Source organism: Halomonas mongoliensis (genome assembly GCF_052496345.1).
This window is the reverse complement of the sequence record NZ_CP199288.1, coordinates 1,276,362-1,297,103: the sequence shown is the minus strand read 5'-3', so window position 1 is coordinate 1,297,103 and position 20,742 is coordinate 1,276,362. Positions and strand designations below refer to the sequence as shown.

16 protein-coding genes are annotated in these 20,742 nt (G+C 69.5%); 11 read left to right on the top strand and 5 right to left on the bottom strand.

The features are described 5' to 3' along the window. Positions 1–18: 18 nt before the first annotated feature. On the bottom strand, positions 19–1,014 hold the full coding sequence (locus ACRYRV_RS06015) for an LLM class flavin-dependent oxidoreductase (RefSeq protein WP_444985665.1): 996 nt from the start codon (positions 1,012–1,014) through the stop codon (positions 19–21). 186 nt (positions 1,015–1,200) lie between these two features. Between ACRYRV_RS06015 and ACRYRV_RS06010 the strand changes: the two genes are divergently transcribed. The 3 genes from ACRYRV_RS06010 to ACRYRV_RS06000 all read left to right on the top strand — a co-directional run bounded on the left by ACRYRV_RS06010 (position 1,201) and on the right by ACRYRV_RS06000 (position 4,509). Further along, complete coding sequence (locus tag ACRYRV_RS06010; RefSeq protein WP_309637051.1) at positions 1,201–2,835, top strand: BCCT family transporter; 1,635 nt, start codon at positions 1,201–1,203, stop codon at positions 2,833–2,835. Positions 2,836–2,940: 105 nt separating this feature from the next. Next, positions 2,941–3,129: a hypothetical protein gene (locus tag ACRYRV_RS06005; RefSeq protein WP_253448803.1), complete on the top strand. Its 189-nt coding sequence runs from the start codon at positions 2,941–2,943 to the stop codon at positions 3,127–3,129. Positions 3,130–3,153: 24 nt separating this feature from the next. Further along, a complete protein-coding gene (locus tag ACRYRV_RS06000) occupies positions 3,154–4,509 on the top strand; it encodes an MFS transporter (RefSeq protein ID WP_444985666.1) in 1,356 nt (451 codons plus the stop codon). Between the two features lie 45 nt (positions 4,510–4,554). Here ACRYRV_RS06000 and ACRYRV_RS05995 read toward each other — a convergent pair whose 3' ends face one another. Next, complete coding sequence (locus ACRYRV_RS05995) at positions 4,555–5,718, bottom strand: E22 family MetX-like putative esterase (RefSeq protein WP_444985667.1); 1,164 nt, start codon at positions 5,716–5,718, stop codon at positions 4,555–4,557. Positions 5,719–5,965: 247 nt separating this feature from the next. Here ACRYRV_RS05995 and ACRYRV_RS05990 point away from each other — a divergent pair, with 247 nt between their 5' ends. The 7 genes from ACRYRV_RS05990 (at position 5,966) to ACRYRV_RS05960 (ending at position 13,680) form a co-directional block, all read left to right on the top strand. Next, a complete protein-coding gene (locus tag ACRYRV_RS05990; protein ID WP_444985668.1) occupies positions 5,966–6,493 on the top strand; it encodes a retropepsin-like aspartic protease family protein in 528 nt (175 codons plus the stop codon). 7 nt (positions 6,494–6,500) lie between these two features. Beyond that, positions 6,501–7,517, top strand: a complete 1,017-nt coding sequence (locus ACRYRV_RS05985) for a YihY/virulence factor BrkB family protein (protein WP_253448815.1) — start codon at positions 6,501–6,503, stop codon at positions 7,515–7,517. Beyond that, entirely contained in the window at positions 7,514–8,551 is a 1,038-nt protein-coding gene (locus tag ACRYRV_RS05980; RefSeq protein ID WP_444985669.1) for an NAD(P)H-dependent flavin oxidoreductase, read from the top strand. Before ACRYRV_RS05985 ends, ACRYRV_RS05980 begins: the two co-directional genes overlap by 4 nt. Before the next feature lie 4 nt (positions 8,552–8,555). Then, complete coding sequence (locus ACRYRV_RS05975) at positions 8,556–10,316, top strand: VRR-NUC domain-containing protein (protein ID WP_444985670.1); 1,761 nt, start codon at positions 8,556–8,558, stop codon at positions 10,314–10,316. After that, on the top strand, positions 10,313–12,715 hold the full coding sequence (locus ACRYRV_RS05970) for an ATP-dependent DNA helicase (protein WP_444985671.1): 2,403 nt from the start codon (positions 10,313–10,315) through the stop codon (positions 12,713–12,715). Before ACRYRV_RS05975 ends, ACRYRV_RS05970 begins: the two co-directional genes overlap by 4 nt. Before the next feature lie 10 nt (positions 12,716–12,725). Beyond that, the gene (locus ACRYRV_RS05965) at positions 12,726–13,391 is read left to right on the top strand and encodes a cupin domain-containing protein (RefSeq protein WP_253448826.1); all 666 of its coding nucleotides are present in this window, start codon (positions 12,726–12,728) and stop codon (positions 13,389–13,391) included. Positions 13,392–13,500: 109 nt separating this feature from the next. Continuing rightward, entirely contained in the window at positions 13,501–13,680 is a 180-nt protein-coding gene (locus ACRYRV_RS05960; protein WP_444985672.1) for a PLDc N-terminal domain-containing protein, read from the top strand. 73 nt (positions 13,681–13,753) lie between these two features. Here ACRYRV_RS05960 and ACRYRV_RS05955 read toward each other — a convergent pair whose 3' ends face one another. From ACRYRV_RS05955 to ACRYRV_RS05945, 3 genes are all read right to left on the bottom strand, one after another. Continuing rightward, complete coding sequence (locus ACRYRV_RS05955) at positions 13,754–15,091, bottom strand: TIGR04086 family membrane protein (protein WP_444985673.1); 1,338 nt, start codon at positions 15,089–15,091, stop codon at positions 13,754–13,756. A gap of 321 nt (positions 15,092–15,412) precedes the next feature. Continuing rightward, a complete protein-coding gene (locus ACRYRV_RS05950; protein ID WP_309637059.1) occupies positions 15,413–16,672 on the bottom strand; it encodes a ribonucleotide-diphosphate reductase subunit beta in 1,260 nt (419 codons plus the stop codon). Between the two features lie 155 nt (positions 16,673–16,827). After that, the gene (locus tag ACRYRV_RS05945; RefSeq protein WP_444985674.1) at positions 16,828–19,713 is read right to left on the bottom strand and encodes a ribonucleoside-diphosphate reductase subunit alpha; all 2,886 of its coding nucleotides are present in this window, start codon (positions 19,711–19,713) and stop codon (positions 16,828–16,830) included. Between the two features lie 314 nt (positions 19,714–20,027). Here ACRYRV_RS05945 and ACRYRV_RS05940 point away from each other — a divergent pair, with 314 nt between their 5' ends. Beyond that, positions 20,028–20,741, top strand: coding sequence for a winged helix-turn-helix domain-containing protein (locus ACRYRV_RS05940; protein WP_309637061.1), 714 nt, complete (start codon positions 20,028–20,030; stop codon positions 20,739–20,741). Position 20,742 lies beyond the last annotated feature (1 nt).

Genomic DNA, 20,742 nt, shown 5'->3' with positions numbered 1-20,742 from the left:
GCCGGCGGGATGGCCGCGTCATCCCCGCCACACCTCGGCGACGATCTCGTAGCTTCTCAGGCGATCCTCCAGGGTATAGACGTCGGTATTGAGCATCAGCTCGTCGGCGCCGGTCTGCTCGAGAAAGGCCTCCAGGCCATCGTGCACCGTCTCGGGGCCGCCGACGATGGCGGCGCCCAGGAACTGCTGCAGCTGGTTCTCCTCCATGGGCGTCATCTCCAGGTGCTCCACCGGCGGCTTCGCACAGGTACGCTGGCCGCGAATCATGCCCAGGAACTTCTGGCGGGCGGTGGTCGCCAGATACTCGGCGTGGGCGTCGTTCTCGGCGGCGATCACCGGCAGGCCGACCATGGCGTGGGGCCGCTCCAGCACCTCCGAGGGGCGGAAGTTGTCGCGATAGAGGCGCAGCGCCTCGAAGAGATAACCCGGGGCGAACTGGGCGGCGAAGGCAAACGGCAGGCCCAGGCGGGCCGCCAGCTGGGCGCTGTAGCCGCTGGAGCCGAGCAGCCAGATCGGCACCCTGGTGCCCTGGCCGGGCACCGCCCGTACGCGCTGGCCGGGCTGCTCGTCGCCGAGAAAGCCCTGCAGCTCCTCCAGGCGCTGGGGGAAGTCCTCCACGCCGGCGTAGGGGTCCCGGCGCATGGCGGCCATGGTGGCGCCGTCCGAGCCCGGGGCGCGGCCCAGCCCCAGATCGATGCGCCCGGGGTAGAGGGTCTCCAGGGTGCCGAACTGCTCGGCGATCACCAGCGGGGGGTGGTTGGGCAGCATGATGCCGCCGCTGCCCACCCGAATGCGCTGGGTGGCGCCGGCCACATGCCCGATCAGCACTGCGGTGGCGGCGCTGGCGATGCCTTCGATGCTGTGGTGCTCGGCGAGCCAGAAGCGGGTGTAGCCCAGCCGCTCGGTGAGCCGGGCCAGGGCGACGCTCTCACGGAAGCTGTCCGCCGCGCTGCCACCCTCGCGGATCGGTGCCAGGTCGAGAACGGAGAGGGGGGTATCGGCGAGGCGGGGCATGAGTCCTCCAGAAAGTTGGCCTGCTTACTATCGCCAGGATGGGGGCGGCAGGCGCATCATGCAATCCTGACGCAAGGGCTATGCCATAGCGCTCGCGGAGGCGGGTAAGCGGTTGGATCGTCATGGCAATGCCGAGATGAGCTGATACCATGATCTTGTACAACACCTTCACAAAGGGACTCTTGCATGGCAGACCATGGAGGAAAGACGGTCTTTACCGTCTCTGCACTCATCATCCTGGCGCTGGTCGCGGTCGGGGCGGCCTTCCCGGAGGGCTTTGGCAACACGGCCAGTGCCGCCCTGGGGGCCGTTACCCAGCTGTTCGGCTGGTTCTATCTCTTCTCCGTCTTCGGCTTCGTCATCTTCCTGCTGGGCCTGGCCTTCAGCAAGTACGGCAAGATCCGCCTGGGCCCCCAGGACAGCACCCCGAGCTTCAGCTTCTTTTCCTGGGTGAGCATGCTGCTGGCCGCGGGCTTCGGCGTGGGCCTGGTCTTCTACGGGATGGCCGAGCCGATGTTCCACTATATCGATCCGCCCTACGGCGACGTGCCGGCCGAGACCACCGAGTCCGCCCGCTATGCCATCCAGTACGCCTACTTCAACTGGGGCATCCACCAGTGGGCGGCCTTCTCGGTGGTGGGGCTGATCATCGCCTACTTCCAGTTCCGCAAGGGCCAGGCGGGCCTGGTCTCCTCGGTGCTTTCCTCGGTGACCGCCAAGCATCCCGGTGCGCGTCGCTATGCGCCGGCGCTGGATATCTTCGCGGTGGTGGCCACGGTGATGGGGGTGGCGACCTCTCTGGGCCTCGGCGTGCTGCAGATGAACGGTGGACTCAATGCCGTCTTCGGCCTGCCGGAGTCGGTGCTCTGGCAGTTCCTGATCCTGCTGGTGATGTTTCTCGCCTACATGGCCTCCACCTGGTCGGGTCTGGACAAGGGGATCAAGCGCCTCTCCAACCTCAACATGGTCCTGTGCATCGGCCTGATGCTCTACGTGCTGATCACCGGCCCCACGGTGGCGATCCTCGAGACCATCACCCTGGGGCTTGGCGACTACCTGCAGAACTTCATCGGCATGAGCCTGCGCATCTCGCCCTACAGCGACAACACCTGGGCGAGCAGCTGGACCATCTTCTACTGGGCCTGGGTCATCGCCTGGTCGCCCTTCGTGGGCACCTTCGTGGCGCGGGTCTCCCGGGGGCGCACCATCAAGGAGTATGTGTTCGGCGTGCTGGTGGTGCCGCCGCTGCTGGCCTGCCTGTGGATCGGTGTCTTCGGTGGTGCGGCGCTCAACATGGAGCTCAACGGCGACGTGGGGCTGGCCGCGGCCACCCAGGCCAACATCACCGTGGCGCTGTTCGAGATGTTCGCCCTGATGCCCTTCAGCGGCCTGCTCTCGGTGGTGGCCATGATGCTGATCTTCATCTTCCTGGTCACCTCGGCGGACTCCGCCTCCTACATCGTTGCCCAGATGACCGACAACGGCTCCATCAACCCGCCCCTCTACAAGCGGGTGATCTGGGGCGTGCTGATCGCCGCCATCTGCCTGACGCTGATCGCCGCCGGCGGCCTGACCGGCCTGCAGTCGGCCTCGGTTCTCGCGGCGCTGCCCTTCACCTTTATCCTCTACGGCATGGTGATCGTGCTGGTGCGCGAGCTTCGCGCCGACCGCAAGGCGATGCTGACCCAGCTCTATCGCCGCCACGGCGAGACCCCGGTGGGGGCAGACGCCTTCGAGGCCGAGCAGCTCGGGGAGGAGGAGCGTCTGCGTCGGGCCCCCAACGTGGTCAACCGCCGCATCAACCGTCGCGAAGGCATCTAGCCGCTCGCGAAGGCTGACGTAGCGCCATCGACCTGGGCCGTCGCCACTGGCCTGGCGGCGGCCCAGGCCGTAAGCTCAGGGAAATGGTGAAAACGGATTTCGACCATGTCGATGATGCCCACTGCCCGCGGCCCCCGCCGCGGGGCTACTCGGCGCCGCCAGCCGCGGCGTGGCCCAGGCCTGCCCGGCGGGGCCGGATTTGATCGCTGGCTCGACCGTCTGGTGGATATCGCCGTGATCGTGGCGCTCCTGGTGGGCGGCATGGCCCTGCTCATGACCCTGCTGGCACGCTGAGCCTCTCCCTGCAAGGAACCCCCGATGAGTACCCTGACCAGCGCCGCCCCGCCGCGGACCCGCGCCTCGCGCAAGGAGATCCTCGGCTGGGCGATGTTCGACTTTGCCAACCAGGCCTACACCCTGCTGATCATCACCGTGGTGTTCGGCGAGCTCTTCACCACGGTGATCGTCGGCGACCGCGGCGACGGCTACCGGCTGGCCAACTTCCTGTGGAGCCTGGCGCTGGCGACCAGCTACCTGCTGGTGGTGATCACCGGCCCCCTGTGCGGGGCGGTGATGGACTACCAGGCCTCCAAAAAGCGCTTCCTGTTCGCCAGCTACCTGGCTACCGTGGCGACCACCGCCATGCTCTACTTCGTGGCGCCGGGCTACGTGGTGCTGGGGCTGCTGCTGATCGTGGTCTCCAACTACGCCTACTCCATGGGGGAGTCCTTCATCGCCGCCTTCCTGCCCGACCTGGGGCCGCCGCAGGATCTCGGCAAGATCTCCGGCTTCGGCTGGGCCCTGGGCTACGTGGGCGGGCTCTTCGCCGCGGGCTTCACCCTGGTGGCCCTGGGCGAGGCCACCGCCGAGAACTTCGAGCGCATCCGCTGGGTGGGGCCCTTCGCGGCGGCCTTCTTCCTGGTCACCGCCATCCCCACCTTCCTGTGGGTGAAGGAGCGCGGCACCCCTCAGCCGCCGGGCAAGCCCTACCGGGAGATCGCCTGGGAGCGGGTCTCCACCACCCTGCATGAGCTCCGGCGCTTTCGGGACCTGGGTATCTTCCTGGTCTCGCTGCTCTTCTCCATGGCCGGGGTCTACATCATCATCGCCTTCGCCTTCATCTACGGCGCCCAGGTGATCGGCTGGGACGAGTCGATTCGCAACCTGATGTTCATCATCGTGCAGATCACCGCGGCGGCAGGGGCCCTGGGCTTCGGCTTCATCCAGGACCGCATCGGCACCAAGGTCACCTACCTCTTCACCCTGGGACTCTGGGTGGCGGCGATCGTCGCCATCTGGGCGACCCCTGAGGTTACCGCCTTCCTCAATGCGCGCTTCGAGCTCGGCTGGGAGGCCCAGCACCTCTTTCTGTTCGTCGGCTGCCTGGCGGGGCTCTCGCTGGGCTCCAGCCAGTCGGCCAGCCGCGCCCTGGTGGGGCTCTTCTCACCGACCCGCAAGGCCGCCGAGTTCTTCGGCTTCTGGGGCCTGGCCAACAAGCTGGCCGGGGTCTTCGGCATCGTGGCCCTCGGCCTGCTGCAGTCGGTGGTGGGGCTGCAGGCCTCGATCCTGCTCTGCGCCGCGCTCTTCCTCGTCGCCATCCTGATCTGCCTGTTCGTCGACCAGGCCCGGGGCCAGCGGGCGGCGGCGGAGTGGGAGGCGCGCAATGGCCGCTGAGGCGGCCACTGCGCGCCGGTTCGGCGCTTTCGGAGTGTGGTGAGGTCAGTGCGCCAGGAAGGCGCGCAGGCGATCCCCGGCCTGGTCGATGGCCACCACGCCATCCAGGTGGCCGCGGGTGCCCGTGAGGGGAACCAGCTCCACCGGGGTGCCGTCGGCGGCGATCAGCTCGGCGGTGCGCCGCACGCTCTGGGGGGCGAAGACCAGGTCATCCTCGCTGTAGAGCATCAGGGTCGGCGCCTCGATGGCGGCCAGGCCTGCCTCCAGGCTCTCGCCGTAGCCGGCCATGAAGGTCTGGTTGGCGCGCACCAGGTAGAGGAGGTGATTGGCGTCGGCCACCTCGGCGCGAGCCGCGGCGATATCGTCCAGGGTCTGCTCGATGGCGTAGCGGGCGTCGAGGTCCCGGGCGGGATCGGCCTCCTCGTCGGCCCAGCTGCGGTCGAAGGTCTCGTTGGCCCACTGCCAGTGGTTGGCGTTGAGGGTGACCAGCTTGAGCGCCTCGCGCAGGCCGTCCAGGGGCGGTTCGCCGTCGTAGTAGTCCCCGCCGTTCCAGTTGGCATCCATGCGGATCGGCGCGGCCCAGGCGGCGAGGGTGGCCAGCAGCCAGGGGTCGGCTTCGCCGGCGCCGATCACCGGAATCAGCCGCTCGACCCGCTCCGGGTAGGTGCTGGCCCACTCGTAGGCCTGCAGCGCCCCCATGGAAGCGCCCATCACGGCGTGCAGCCGCTCGATGCCCTGGCTCTCCAGCAGCGCCTTCTGGACGTCGACGAAGTCGCCGATGGTCACTACCGGGAAGTCCAGGCCCCAGGGCTCTCCGGTCTCGGGGTGGGTCGAGGCCGGACCGGTGGTGGTTACCTTGGGGGCATGGGCGTTGAGGTTGACCAGGGTGTCCGAGGCGATGATGTAGTACTCGTCGGTATCCAGCGGCTTGCCGGGGCCGATGATGCTGTCCCAGTAGCCGGCGGGCCCCTCCTCCTCGTAGCGGCCGGCGGCGTGGCTGGTGCCCGAGAAGAAGTGGGTAATCAGGATGGCGTTGTCCCGGGCCTCGTTGAGGGTGCCGTAGGCCTCCCAACCCACCGCCAGGTCCGCGATGGTCTCGCCGCCGCGGGTGGTGTATTCCTCCATCTCGAAGACCTGCTTCTCGACAAGGCCATCCCAGGCGTGGGCCGCGCCCGCCATCAGCAGTGCCGCTCCCAGGCAGAGGCCCAAGGCCAGGGCCCGTCCGGGCGAAGCGCGCAAGGAGGCGTGGACGTCAAGGGGTGTTCGAGCAGGAACGTGAGGCGTGGTGAGGGAATGATGGTGGCTGGCGAGAGTCGAAAGCTGAGTGCTGTCCGGCATGGGGCGTTATCCTTGTGATTGAACGGGTGTCCGGCTGGACGGCATTCAGTACAGTCAGGGGGGAGTGAGGTGTCAACGCGGGCGTGTCAAAGGCCACCAACGCCCCGGGAGGCGTGCCATGAGCGATGACAATAGAGCAGTGCGGCGCACCGGGCTCGGCATGATGCTGCTGTTCTGGATGCTGTTTATCGGCGCCGGAACCTGGTGGTTTCACGGCTACCTGGAGGAGCAGCGCAACCCCAACGCCCACCTGGTCAATGCGGTGACCAGCGACGGCGAGCCGCTGGTGCTGGAGCGCAACCGCGGCGGCCACTTCGTGGCGACCGGGCGCATCAACGGCGAGCCGGTGGAGTTTCTGCTCGATACCGGGGCCACCTATGTGGCCGTCTCCTCGGGGCTGGCCGAGCGCCTGGGCCTGGAGGCCACCGGCAGCGCCTGGTTCAACACCGCCAATGGCCGGGTGCGGGGCGATCTGACTACCCTTGACGAGGTGAGCCTTGGGGGCTTTTCGGCTCGGGAGGTGCGCGGCTCCATCAGCCCCGGCATGGAGGGCGAGGTGGCCCTGCTCGGCATGAGCTTCCTCAATCGTTTCGATATCCAGATCCGCGATGCGCGGATGGTGCTGCACCCCGCCGGCTCGAACTGAGGTGTCCATGGCTTCACCCCATCGCGGACGTCGCGCCATTCGCCCCGTGCAGATTCCCGGCGGCGGCTGGCTCGATATCCTGTGGCGCGTCAAGGAGCAGCTGACCGATGATCGGGTCAATCTCCTGGCCGCCGGCATCGCCTTCCATGCGCTGCTCTCGGTGTTTCCCGCCATCGCGGCGGTCATCTCCCTGTGGGCCCTGGTGTTCGATCCCCAGGACATGGCGCGCCAGATCAGCGAGCTGGCGCGCTACCTGCCTCCCGAGGCGGCGGGCCTGATCGAGCACCAGGCCCGGGAGATCGGCGACAATACCCCCACCGGCCTCAGCCTCACCGCCCTGGGTAGCCTGGCGGTGGCCCTGTTCGTGGCCTCCAAGGGGGTGCGCGGCCTGATCATCGCCCTCAATCTGGTCTATGGCGAGGAGGAGCGGCGCGGCCTGCTGGGGCGCCTGCTGGTGGTCACCGCCCTGACCCTGGGGCTGATCGTGCTGACCCTGGTGACCGTTGTCGTGGTGGCGCTCTTTCCCCTGGCCAGCGGTGCGCTTGGCCTGGCGGGCACGCCGGCCCTGCTGGTGGGGCTGGCGCGCTGGTCGGCGCTGCTGCTGTTGATGATGCTGGTGATCGCGGTGCTCTACCGTTTCGCCCCCTACCGACGCTCGCCGCGCTGGGAGTGGGTCAGCGTCGGTACCGTCACCGCCACCCTGCTGTGGCTGGCCGGCTCCGCCGGGCTCTCCTTCTACGTCGGGCGCATGGCCACCCTGAGCGAGCTCTACGGGTCGCTCGGCGCCGTGGTGGTGCTGATGCTCTGGTTCTGGCTATCGGCCTTCGTCGTCTTGCTGGGGGCTGAGATCAACGGTGAAATGGAGCGCCAGACCCGTCGCGATACCACCGTCGGCGAGCCGCGTCCCCGCGGGGAGCGTGGCGCCTTCGTGGCCGATACCCTGGGGCCCCGACGGCCCTGGCGTCGTGACGCAGAGCCCGACGTTCCACACGACGTTCCACAAGATCCGGGAGAACCCCGATGAGCCTGATCCAGACCCTCGGCATCGCGCTGCCCATCCTCCAGGCCCCCATGGCGGGCGCCCAGGGCAGTGCGCTCGCCATCGCCGTGGCCAGAGCCGGCGGCCTCGGTGCGCTGCCCTGCGCCATGCTCTCGCCCGAGGCCATGGCCGAGGAGCTGGCCGCCTTTCGCGCCGCCACCGACGCCCCCGTCAACGTCAACTTCTTCTGCCATGCTCCGCCCGCGCCGGATGCCGACGCCCAGACGCGCTGGCAGGCGGCGCTGGCTCCCTACTACGCCGAGTTCGGCCTCGATATCGGCGCGGTGCCGGCAGGGCCGGGGCGGCGTCCCTTCGATGCGGCGGCCTGCGATGCCATCGCGCCCTTCCGCCCCGAGGTGGTGAGCTTTCACTTCGGGCTGCCCGAGGCCGCGCTGCTCGAGCGGGTCAAGGCCTGGGGCGCCAGGGTGCTCGCTTCGGCCACCACGGTGGCGGAGGCCGAGTGGCTCGCGGCCCACGATGCCGATGCCATCATCGTCCAGGGGCTGGAGGCGGGCGGCCACCGCGGCATGTTCCTGGCCGAGGCGATCACCACCCAGGTGGGCACCTTCGCGCTGCTGCCCCAGGTGCGCGAGGCCGTGGACCTGCCGCTGATCGCCGCCGGCGGCATCGCCGATGCCCGCGGCGTGGCGGCGGCCCGGGCCCTGGGGGCCGAGGCGGTGCAGGTGGGCACGGCCCTGCTCTGCTGCCCCGAGTCCACCATCTCGGCGCTCCACCGCCGGGCGCTGATGAGCGACGCCGCCCGCCATACGGCGCTGACCAACCTCTACAGCGGGCGTCCGGCGCGGGGCATCGTCACTCGGCTGATGCGCGAGCTGGGGCCGATGAGCGATGCCGCTCCGGCCTTCCCCCTGGCCACCGCCGCCATCGCCCCGCTGCGCGCCGCCGCCGAGGCCCGGGGCAGCGGCGACTTCTCCCCGCTCTGGGCCGGCCAGAACGCCAGCCGCTGCCGCGAGGTGCCCGCCGCCGAGGTGATCGCCAGGCTCGCCGAGGGGCTCTAGCCGGGTGAGCGTCGCGGCCCCTCTCGAGGATCCCTTCTACTACCTGACGAACTTCGAGTTCGTGCTGGGCTGGGTGACCGAGCGCCATGGCGACCTCTTGAGCGACGAGGAGCTGGCCTTCCTGGCCGAGTTCGCGGCGCTGCCCCGGGCCTCCCGGGCGCTTCTGGTGCGCATGGTGATGCGCCGCGGCGAGCACTTTCGCACCTCGAAGCTCGTCTATCCCGAGATCAGCGCCGAGGTCAGCGCCGATACCGCAGACAGAGCCGAGACCGGCGACAGCGCCGCGAGCGACCCTGGCGAGGCGGCCCTGGCGCCTCTGGTGGCCGCCGGCCTGGTCGAGTCGGCTCCCGCCCTCTCTCTGGAGGTCCTCTTCGCCCAGCTGCGCCTGCCGGAGCTGCGCGCCGCCCTGGCCGAGGAGGTTTGCGCCGCTGGCCTGCCGGCCAGGCTCAGCAAGGGGGCGCTCTTCGATGCCCTGGCCCCGCGGCGCCTCGAGGCGCGACCGTTGAGTACCTGGTGGCCCGCGGCGCCGGATCGGGTGGTGCGTCTCACCGTGATGGCCACCTGCGACCGCCTTCGGCTGATGTTCTTCGGCAACCTGCGCCAGGACTGGTCCGACTTCGTGCTCGCCGAGCTCGGGGTGCAGCGCTTCGAGCGGGTGCCCTTCGGTGCCGAGTCCCGGGCCTTCCAGCGCCGTGAGGAGGTGGACGCCTACCTGGCGCTGCATCGGCTGCGCGAGCGGCTCGACGCCGGCGAGCCCGCGTCGATGCTGGCGGCCGAACTGCCTCCGGTGCCGGCGGACAACCCCTGGCTTGCGGCGCGGCGTCGGCGCCTGGAGCTGGCCCTGGGCCGTCAGGCGGAGCGGGACGGGGAGGGCGAGCGGGCCCTTGGGCTCTACCGCTTGGCGGGCTGGCCGGCGGAGACCGGCAGCGTCGAGGCGCGCATCCGCCACCTGCGCCTGCTGGAGCGCCGGGGCGAGCACGCCGAGGCCCATGAACTGGCCGAGGCCCTCGCCGGCGGGTCACCGGGGGAGGCGGAGGCCCAGGCCCTCGCGCGGCTTCGCCCCCGGCTGCGGCGCCGGTTGGGGCTCACACCGCTGCCCCGGGAGGCAGCGCCTGATCCCGAGCGCTTCGAGTGCTGTCTGCCGCGCTCTTCCAGCGTCGAGCGTGCGGCGGGTGAGCACCTGGCCCGGGACGACGCCCCGGTGGCCTACGTGGAGAACACCCTGCTCACCGGGCTCTTCGGCCTGCTCTGCTGGGAGGCGCTCTTCGCGCCCCTGCCCGGCGCCTTCTTCCACCCCTTCCACAGCGGCCCGGCGGACCTCTACCGGGAGGGGTTCGTGGCCCGCCGCCGCGACCGCTTCGAGGCGTGCCTGGCGCGCCTCGACGACGGCCGCCATCGCCCGGCGATCCTCGCCACCTGGCGGGAGAAGCAGGGGCTCGCCAACCCCTTCGTGCACTGGGGGGCGCTGGACGAGGCGCTGCTGTCGCTCTCGCTCGACTGCCTGCCCGCCGAGCACCTGCGCGCCTGCTTCGAACGGCTGCTGGGGGACCTCAAGGCCAATCGCGCCGGCCTGCCGGACCTGATCCAGTTCTTCCCCGAGGCGCCCGCCGGGGAGCCCCGCTACCGGCTGATCGAGGTGAAGGGCCCCGGCGACCGCCTCCAGGACAACCAGCGCCGCTGGCTCGCCTTCTTCCGGGAGCAGGGCATCCCCGTCGCGGTCTGCCAGGTGCACTGGGCGGACCCCGCATGGGCGGACCCCGCATGAGCGAGGCGCGACGCCTGCGGGTGGCGGTGCGCACCCTGTGCGACGTCACCGCCCGGGAGGGGGATCTCGACCACCGCTTCACCCCGGCGCCCAGCGCCGAGGAGGGCATCGCCGGCCACGCCGAGATCGCCCGCCGCCGCGGCGAGGGTTACCAGCGCGAGGTGGCGCTCTCGGGCGTGGTCGAGGGGCTCGAGGTGCGCGGGCGGGCCGATGGCTATGATCCGGGCGCCCGCTGCCTGGAGGAGGTAAAGACCCACCGCGGCGACCTCTCGCGCATGGCGGAAAACCAGCGCGCCCTGCACTGGGCCCAGGCGAAGGCCTACGGGGCGCTGCTCTGCGCCGAGCGGGGCCTGGCCGAGACCACCCTGGCGCTGATCTACCTGGAGGTGGGCAGCGGCCGGGAGACCCGCCTCGAGCAGCGCCTTGATGCCGCGGAGCTTACCGCCTTCCTCGCCGCGCTGTGCCGGCGCTACCGCGCCTGGGCCGAGCGGGAGGCGGCGCACCGCGCGCGGCGGGATGCCGCCCTTCTGGGGCTCGCCTTTCCCCATGCCGACTTCCGCCCCGGGCAGCGGGCGCTGGCCGAGGGCGCCTACAAGGCCGCGGCCACCGGCCGCTGCCTGCTGGCCCAGGCCCCCACCGGCATCGGCAAGACCCTCGGCACCCTCTTTCCCCTGCTCAAGGCGATGCCTCGCCACGACCTCGACCGAGTGCTGTTTCTGACCATGAAGACCCCGGGGCGGGCCCTGGCACTATCGGCGCTTCGCCAGCTGGGGGCCAGGCCTGCGACCGGTGCGGAGGGCGAGCCGGGCGGCGGACCCTCGGAAGCGGTGTCCGAGCGACTGCTGCTGCGGGTGCTGGAGCTCACCGCCCGGGAGAAGGCCTGCGAATATCCCGGCCGAGCCTGCCACGGCGAGGCCTGTCCCCTGGCGGCGGGCTTCTACGACCGCCTGCCGGCGGCGCGCCAGGCGGCAGTGGAGCGTGGCTGGCTGGATCGCGAGGCGCTGCGCGAGGTGGCCCGCCAGCACGGCGTCTGCCCCTACTACCTGGGCCAGGAGCTGGCGCGCTGGTGCGATGTGGTGGTGGGGGACGTCAACCACTGGTTCGACGCCAACGCGCAGCTCCACGGCCTGGCGGTGGCCCACCGCTGGCGGGTGGGGCTGCTGGTAGACGAGGCCCACAACCTGGTGGAGCGGGCCCGGGGCATGTACAGCGCCGAGCTCGACCAGCGCCGGCTCGCCCGCCTGCGCCGCAGTGCGCCGGCGGCGCTCTCCCTGCCACTGGCGCGCCTGGCCCGCCGGTGGCAGGGCCTGGTGAAGGAGGCGGGGCTCGCCGAGGCCGGCGAGACGGGGCGGCCGGCCTACCGGGTGCTCGATGCCCTGCCGTCTGCCATGGTGGGCGCCCTGCAGGGGGCGGCCAGCGCCATCACCGACTACCTGGGCGAGCACCCCGAGGGGGCGAGCCTCGAGCTTCAGGAGCTGCTCTTCGAGGCGCTGGCCTTCACCCGCCTGGCGGAGGCCTTCGGCGACCACTCGCTCTGCGACCTGGCCCGCCACGGCCGCGGCCGGGCCGTGCTGGGCCTGCGCAACCTGGTGCCGGCGGACTTCCTCGCCCCGCGCTTCGCGGCGGCCCACGCTGCGGTGCTCTTCTCGGCGACCCTGGCCCCGCCCGGCTACCACCGCGACCTGCTGGGCCTGCCGGCGGGAACGGTCTGGCAGTCGGTGGCCTCGCCCTTCGCCGCCGACCAGCTGGAGGTACGCATCCGCGCCGATATCTCCACCCGGCTGCGGGATCGCGAGGCCTCGGTGGCGCCCATCGTCGCCGAGCTGGCCGGCCAGTACCGCCGTCGCCCCGGCAACTACCTGGCCTTCTTCAGCAGCTTCGCCTACCTGGAGCAGGCGCGGGCGGCCTTCGCCGAAGCGCATCCGACTATTCCGACCTGGGCGCAGCGCCGCGGCATGGCCGAGGCCGAGCGCGACGCCTTCCTGGCCCGCTTCACGCCGGCGGGGCAGGGCATCGGCTTCGCGGTGTTGGGCGGCGCCTTCGCCGAGGGGGTCGACCTGCCGGGAGAGCGGCTGATCGGCGCCTTCGTCGCCACCCTCGGCCTGCCCCCCTTCGACGACTTCAACGAGGCCCTGAAGGCACGGCTTCAGGCGCGCTTCGGCCGCGGCGACGACTACGCCTACCGGGTGCCGGGGCTGATCAAGGTGGTGCAGGCCGCCGGCCGGGTGATCCGCGGCCTCGAGGACAGAGGCGTGGTGGTGCTGATGGACGACCGCTTCGCTCGGCCCGAGGTGCGCGCCCGGCTGCCGGCGTGGTGGCGGCTGCCGGGAACGCCGGGCGATGCCGGCGGTCCGACCCACACGGCGGGGCCCTCGTCCGGCCCTGCAAGCCAACACTGAGGAGAGTGCCATGCGACTCAATGCCGACTTCGACCAGCGGGTGGTGGTCACCCCCGAGGCCTACCGCTGGGTCGACTCGCCCATGGCGGGGGTCGAGCGGATGATGCTCGATCGCATCGGCGAGGAGGTGGCCCGGGCCACCTCCCTGGTGCGCTATGCGCCCAACAGCACCTTCCCGTCCCATGAGCATGGCGGCGGCGAGGAGATCCTGGTGCTGGAGGGGGAGTTCGCCGACGAGCACGGCCGCTACCCGGCGGGCAGCTACCTGCGCAACCCCATCGGCACCGCCCACGCCCCCCGGGTGGGGGAGCAGGGCGCGACGATCTTCGTCAAGCTGCACCAGTTCTCCCCCGAGGATACCGAGCAGAAGGTGATCGATACCCGCTCGGCCGGATGGCGCCCGGGGCTGGTGGAGGGGCTCGAGGTGATGCCCCTGCACGACTTCGAGGGCGAGCACGTGGCGCTGGTGCGCTGGGCGCCCAACACTCGCTTCCAGACCCACGCCCACTGGGGCGGCGAGGAGATCCTGGTGCTGGAGGGCGTCTTCCACGACGAGCACGGGGCCTACCCGGCCGGCAGCTGGCTGCGCAGCCCCCATGGCAGCCAGCACACGCCCTTCACGGGCGAGGAGGGAGCGCTGATCTATGTGAAGGTGGGCCACCTGCCGCCCGACTGAGCGCGCGAACACCCCGTCACATTTCGCTACCCGGCTTCCTTTGTCTCCCGGTGGTGCGCTGTGCTACCCATGAAAGGGGCAATCCGCCGAATGGACAAGGAGAGGTCGAATGGGTATCGAGGTAGGAGGCCTGCTGGGCCTGATCTGGCTGATCATCGTCATCTTGGCCATCGTCAAGGTGGCCAAGAGTTCCGCGGGGCCCGTGGCCAAGCTGCTGTGGATCCTGATCCTGCTGTTCTTCCCGCTGCTGGGGCTGATCATCTGGCTGCTGCTGGGGCCCAAGGGATAGCGGGGCCACCATCCAGACCAGTCACCTAGCGGGCCGCCCTCGGGCGGCCCGCTCGCGTCAGCCAGGCCGGCAGCTAGCCGGCCTGCGCCGACGCCTTGCCCTGGAGGCGTTCCAGCACGTTCACGCCGATTAAGCCGCTCAGGGCGCCGGTCAGGAAGGCGCCGGCCTCGGTGGCGACCACCGCCGCCGGCAAGGCCAGATAGCCGACGCCGAGCACCCCGGCGACGTAGGCGACGAGGGCCACCATGCCCCCCTCGAGCAGGCGCAGCGGTGTCGATGTCTTGCCGGCTCCCTTGATGAAGCGACGGCCGAACCCGCCCAGGGCGCCCCCGAACAGGGCGGCGAAGATCGGCCCCCAGGGTGCGCGCTGCTGGATGGTCGCCTCACCCCTCAGGCTGCCGGCGACGGCCGTGACGGTCAGTGGTGCCAGGCCGGAGGAGCGCAGGTCGAATGCGGCCGTGGACTCCTCCGGTTCGAGGTGCAGCTCGCTGGGATCGGGCGTTGCGGGTCCGTCGACCGTCAGGGCGATGCGGGTGGGGTGCGTGACCCTTAGCGGTTCGCCGTGGGGTGCCACCTGCTCGACATTGACGACCATCCGGGACAGCCCGAGCCCCACCATGCTGGTCGACTCCGGGCGCACCTCCAGCCGGGGCAAGGCCTCGAGCTCCAGGTTGACGTCCGATAGGGTGGACCTGACCTCCAGAGTGGGTCTCGCGGTCGAGGGCAGGAAGTCGAGCACCAGGGACTGCTCGTTGGCCAGCCCGGGCGCCTCGATCAGCAGAGGAGAGAGCGCCTCACGGGTGGTGAGGCCCCGTAGGCCTATCCTCACCTCGATGGGCTGTTCGAGCGTCTGGCCCGGGGAGAAGCGATCCTCGTCGGAGGGGTGAACGCCGAAGCTGAGCTCGATGTGGTAGGTTCCGGTCAAGGGGTTCCAGGTGGCGGGCACCGGGCTCGCCACGGCGGTGAGGCGCAGCCAGGTGGCCAGCCTAGGTGGCAGTGGCGGCAGCGGCGTGATGCCGAGCCCCGGTGGCACCATGACCTCGGCGGGCTCGTCGGTGGGTGGCAGGAAGAGCCCTCCCGGCAGCACCTGGCGCTCTTCCGAGGTGAGGCGACGAGTCTCCATCGCGTCGCCCTTGACCACGAAGGGGCCCAGGGTCGGCACTCTGAGGCTGACGCGCCCCGGCTCCTGAGGTAGCGGTTCGACCTCGGCGTCGAGTTCACGGCCTTCGAGATCCCGGACTCTCAGGCTCTCCACACCGTGTTCCCAGGCGAAGGTGACCTCCTCGACGGGGGAGAGAGGCGGCGTCGCCTCCTCGTCAAGGGGTGGCGCCTGAGCCCAGGTCACCGCCGCGGCGGCAAGGCCGAAGGCCAGCAGCAGGGTGGGCCAGAGGTGGTGGGCTGACGAAGACATGACGGCTCTCCCCGGTCGGGGCAGACTGTCCGCCAGTATAGCCGAGCTTCGCCGCGGACTGCGGCGCTGGTCACCGGCAGGTCGGCGGGGCCTTGTAGTGGCCCGGGACCCGGACACGCTCCCCGCTGGGCAGCTGGCGGACATGGGCGGGGACATAGATGCGCTTGATGATGCTTCTGGCCATGGCAGGACGCCCTCCGAACGGGGAACTTATCGCCTGCCGGGGCGGCAGGTCCACTCATGGGTTCAGTCTGGGCCCGCGGTGGGCGCTTCGGCAATACTCCCTCCGGGATAGTCGCCCGGAGGGAGTCGTGAGGGGGCTCAGTCCCAGCTCAGCGCGCCGCCCACCTGGTACTCGGTGACCCGGGTCTCGAAGAAGTTCTTCTCCTTGCGCAGGTCGATGATCTCGCTCATCCAGGGGAAGGGGTTCTGGGCGCCAGGGAACTGCTCCTTCAGGCCGATCTGGGCCAGGCGGCGGTTGCAGATGAAGTGCAGGTACTCCTCCATGATCGCCGCGTTCATGCCCAGCACGCCGCGGGGCATGGTGTCCCGGGCGTAGGCGATCTCGAGCTCGGTGCCCTCGAGGATCATCTGGGTCACCTCGTCCTGGAACTCCGGGGTCCAGAGGTGCGGGTTCTCGATCTTGATCTGGTTGATCATGTCCACGCCGAAGTTCAGGTGCATGGACTCGTCGCGCAGGATGTACTGGAACTGCTCGGCCACGCCGGTCATCTTGTTGCGGCGCCCCATGGAGAGGATCTGGCTGAAGCCGCAGTAGAAGAAGATCCCCTCGGTCACGCAGTAGAAGGCCACCAGGTTGCGCAGCAGCTCCTGGTCGGTCTCCGGCGTGCCGGTCTGGAAGTCGGGGCGCGCCAGGGACTGGGTGTGCTTGAGGCTCCAGGCGGACTTGGCGGCCACCGAAGGCACCTCCCGGTACATGTTGAAGACCTCGCCCTCGTCCATGCCCAGCGACTCCACGCAGTACTGGTAGGCGTGGGTATGGATCGCCTCCTCGAAGGCCTGGCGCAGCAGGTACTGGCGGCACTCGGGGTTGGTGATCAGCCGGTAGAGGGCCAGCACCAGGTTGTTGGCGACCAGCGAATCGGCGGTGGAGAAATAGCCCAGGCTGCGCTCCACGATGCGCCGCTCGTCCGCGGTCAGGCCGTCCTGGCTCTTCCACAGGGCGATGTCGGCGGTCATGTTCACTTCCTGGGGCATCCAGTGGTTGGCGCTGCCGTCCAGGTACTTCTGCCAGGCCCACTCGTACTTGAAGGGCACCAGCTGGTTGAGGTCGGCGCGGGCGTTGATCATCTGCTTGTCGTCGACCTGAATACGCGCCGCGCCCATCTCCAGCTCTTCCAGGCCGGCGGCCACGTCGAGCTCCTCCAGGGACTTGCGGGCCCGCGCCAGGCGGTCGCCCTCGGCCACCTGATAGCTGCCATGGCGCTCGGCAACGGCGGCGGGCTGGGCGTCGTCTTGCGGGGCTTCCGGCTGCGGCTTGGCGGCGGGGGCCGGTGCCGCCTTGGCGGCTGGCTCGGTAACGCTCTGTTCGTCTTCGTGAAATTCGTCCCAGTTCAGCATCTTTGTCTCTCCCGGTATGTGGTCCGGATGTCTGTAGGAGCCCGGCTTGCCGGGCGATGGCCGGGCCGCTGGCCACAGCGTCCCCGGGGCGCCTGTCGGCGCCAATCGCGCAGTGAACTGCGCTCCTACAGACTTACAGTTTCCGGCTTAACGCTTTATTGGCAGGCTTCGCAGCCCAGCTCGTCGAGGTCGCCCGCGCTCGGCGCCCTGGAGCCGCTTCCCGCCTTGCCGGTCAGGAAGTCCTCCACGCCCCTTGGTTCACTGGCCGGCGGCTGGGGGGCCGGGGCGTTGGCGCCCGGCGCCTGATTGCTCACCGCATTGAGGGTGCCGCGCTCCACGGTGGACTTCTCCACCGAGGTGGCACCCAGGGCGCGCAGGTAGTAGGTGGTCTTGAGGCCGCGCAGCCAGGCCATGCGGTAGGTCACGTCGAGCTTCTTGCCGGAGACCCCCTTGATGTAGAGGTTCAGGGACTGGGCCTGGTCGAGCCACTTCTGGCGCCGCGCCGCGGCCTCCACCAGCCACTTCGGTTCCACCTCGAAGGCGGTGGCGTATTTGGTCTTGAGCTCGTCGGGGATGCGCTCGATGGGCTGTACCGAACCGTCGTAGTACTTGAGGTCGTTGATCATCACCTCGTCCCACAGGCCGCGGGCCTTGAGGTCGTGGACCAGGTGGGCGTTGACCACGGTGAACTCGCCGGAGAGGTTCGACTTCACGTAGAGGTTCTGGTAGGTCGGCTCGATGGACTGGGAGACGCCGCAGATATTGGAGATGGTCGCCGTGGGGGCGATGGCCATCACGTTGGAGTTGCGCATGCCCTGGTCGGCGATCTTGTCGCGCAGCGCGGCCCAGTCCAGTGTCGCGGAGGTGTCCACGTCGAGGTAGCTCTCGCCCCGCTCCAGGCGCAGCTTCTCCAGGGAGTCGATGGGCAGGATGCCCTGGCTCCACAGCGAGCCGTCGAAGCTCTCGTAGCGGCCGCGCTCGGCGGCGAGGTCCGAGGAGGCTTCGATGGCGTGATAGCTGACCTGCTCCATGGAGCGGTCGGCGAAGGCGACGGCGGCATCACTGGCGTAGGCGATATCCTGAGCGTAGAGAGCGTCCTGGAAGCCCATGATGCCGAGCCCCACCGGACGATGCCGGAAGTTGGCGCGCCTGGCCTGGGGCACCGCGTAGTAGTTGATGTCGATGACGTTGTCGAGCATGCGTACCGCGGTGCGCACGGTGCGCTTGAGCTTGGCGTCGTCGAGCTCGCCGTCGATGACATGGGCGGCCAGGTTGATCGAGCCCAGGTTGCATACCGCCACCTCGTCGGCGCTGGTGTTCAGCGTGATCTCGGTGCAGAGGTTGGAGGAGTGCACCACGCCGGCATGCTGCTGGGGGCTACGCAGGTTGCAGGGATCCTTGAAGGTGATCCAGGGGTGGCCGGTCTCGAACAGCATGGAGAGCATTCGGCGCCACAGGTCCTTGGCGGGCATCCGCTTGAAGAGGGTGATCTCTCCGGTGCGGGTCATCGCCTCGTACTCCTCGTAGCGCCTCTCGAAGGCGGCGCCGTAGAGGTCGTGGAGATCGGGGCAGGTAGAGGGGGAGAAGAGCGTCCACTCGGCGTCCTCGAAGACCCGCTTCATGAAGAGGTCGGGCACCCAGTTGGCGGTGTTCATGTCGTGGGTGCGGCGGCGGTCGTCGCCGGTGTTCTTGCGCAGCTCCAGGAACTCCTCGATATCCAGGTGCCAGGTCTCCAGGTAGGCGCACACCGCGCCCTTGCGCTTGCCGCCCTGGTTTACCGCCACAGCGGTATCGTTGACCACCTTGAGGAAGGGGACCACGCCCTGGCTCCTGCCGTTGGTGCCCTTGATCCAGGCACCCAGGGCGCGCACCGGCGTCCAGTCGTTGCCTAGCCCGCCGGCCCACTTGGAGAGCAGGGCATTGTCGCGAATGGCACTGTAGATGCCGTCGAGGTCGTCCGGCACCGTGGTCAGGTAGCAGCTGGAGAGCTGGCTTCTGACGGTGCCCGCATTGAACAGGGTCGGGGTGGAGGCCATGTAGTCGAAGCGTGAGAGCAGGTCGTAGAATTCGATGGCCCGCGCCTCGCGGTCGTCCTCGTTCAGCGCTAGGCCCATGGCCACGCGCATGAACATCACCTGGGGCAGCTCGAAGCGCACCTCGTCCCGGTGCAGGAAGTAACGGTCGTAGAGGGTCTGCAGCCCCAGGTAGGTGAAGGCGCTGTCCCGGGTATGGTCCAGGGCGGCGCCCAGCCGCTCCAGGTCGAACTCGGCAAGGGCGGGGTCGAGCTGTTCGAAGGCGATGCCGCGTTCGATATAGGCCAGGAAAGCGGGCCGGTAGAGCTCGGCCATCTCCTGGTAGGTAGCCTCCTCGGCGATGCCCAGGAAGGAGAGAGCCTCGCGACGCAGGTTGTCCTGCAGCAGGCGGGCGGTGACATAGGTATAGTTGGGCTCCTTCTCCACCAGGGTGCGGGCAGTCATCATCAGCGCCTGGGAGACGCCGTCGACGGTCACGCCGTCGTAGAGGTTCTTCAGCGACTCCTCGACGATGCGCTGCGGATCGACGTTCTCCAGGCCCGCGCAGGCATCCTGGACCAGGGTGTCGATGCGGCCCAGATCCAGGGGACGGGTGGAGCCGTCGGCCAGGGTTACGTTGAGGCTCGGATGGGGCCTGGCGATGTCGCCGGCCTCGGCGCGGGCCCGGGCATGGGCCTCCCGGTAGAGCACGTAGGCGCGGGCGACCTTCTGCTCGCCGGCGCGCATCAGCGCCAGCTCTACCTGGTCCTGGATATCCTCGATATGCACGGTGCCGCCGTCGGGCAGGCGACGCAGGAAGGCCTGCTCGATAGCGGCGGAGGCCTGCTCGGCTAAGTCGCGCACCCGGGAGGAGGCGTCGGCGTTATCGCCCTCGACGGCCAGGAAGGCCTTGCGCATGGCCACGGCGATCTTGCCGGCATCGAAGGGCACCAGGTCGCCGGTGCGCTTGATGACGCGCAGGCGCTGCGGGGCGGTGACGGTAACGGAGGGCGTATCGGAGGTATCCATGGTGCCGGAAATCCCTGTCTGGTGGTGAAGATAAGGTGGAGGCGCTATCCGCCGGTGACGGCTCGATATACAGCATGTAGTGTCTTTTAGGTTTCGCGGCACAAGATAGTGTGTTGATGCGCCGCCTGCAAGTCGTCGATTCGGGCGCGGCCATACCCGCCTGCGGGGAGGGCCGGGGGCGAGCGCGCCTCCGGGCTGTCGTCATGTGGCAACAGGCAGGCGCATGCGACGATTTCGGGTATCCTTTAGCTATTGGCGGTATGCCATGCGGCGCCGCCCGACCGATCACCTGCCAGTCAGGATGGACCTTTAGGATGGATGAGACCCTGGAACCACGGGAACAGGATCACGTGCTGATCATCGAGGATGATGAGCGCCTGGCCGACCTGACCCGCGACTACCTGGAAGCCAACGGCTTCCGCGTCACGCTGGAGCCCGACGGTGCCCGTGGCGTTGACCAGATTCTGGCGCTGAGGCCGGATCTGGTGATTCTTGACCTGATGCTGCCCGGCGAGGATGGCCTCTCGATCTGTCGCCGGGTGCGCGGTGACTATCCCGGGCCGATCCTGATGCTGACGGCTCGCACCGACGATATGGATCAGGTGCTGGGTCTGGAGATGGGCGCCGATGACTATGTGCCCAAGCCGGTGCAGCCCCGGGTGCTGTTGGCGCGCATGCGCGCCCTGCTGCGCCGCGCCGAGAGCGCCGAGGGGGGCGACGAGCCCCGCCTCAGCTTCGGCAACCTGGAGATCGACAGCGCGACCCGCGAGGCGTGGCTGGAGGGCGAGCGGATCGACCTCACCAGCGCCGAGTTCGACCTGCTCTGGCTGCTGGCCAGCAATGCCGGCCGGGTGCTGACCCGGGAGGAGATCTTTGCCCAGCTGCGCGGCATCAAGTACGACGGCCAGGATCGCTCCATCGATGTGCGAGTGTCGCGCATTCGCCCCAAGATCGGCGACGATCCCAACCAGCCGCACCGCATCAAGACGGTGCGCAGCAAGGGCTACCTCTTCGTCAGGGAGAGCTGAG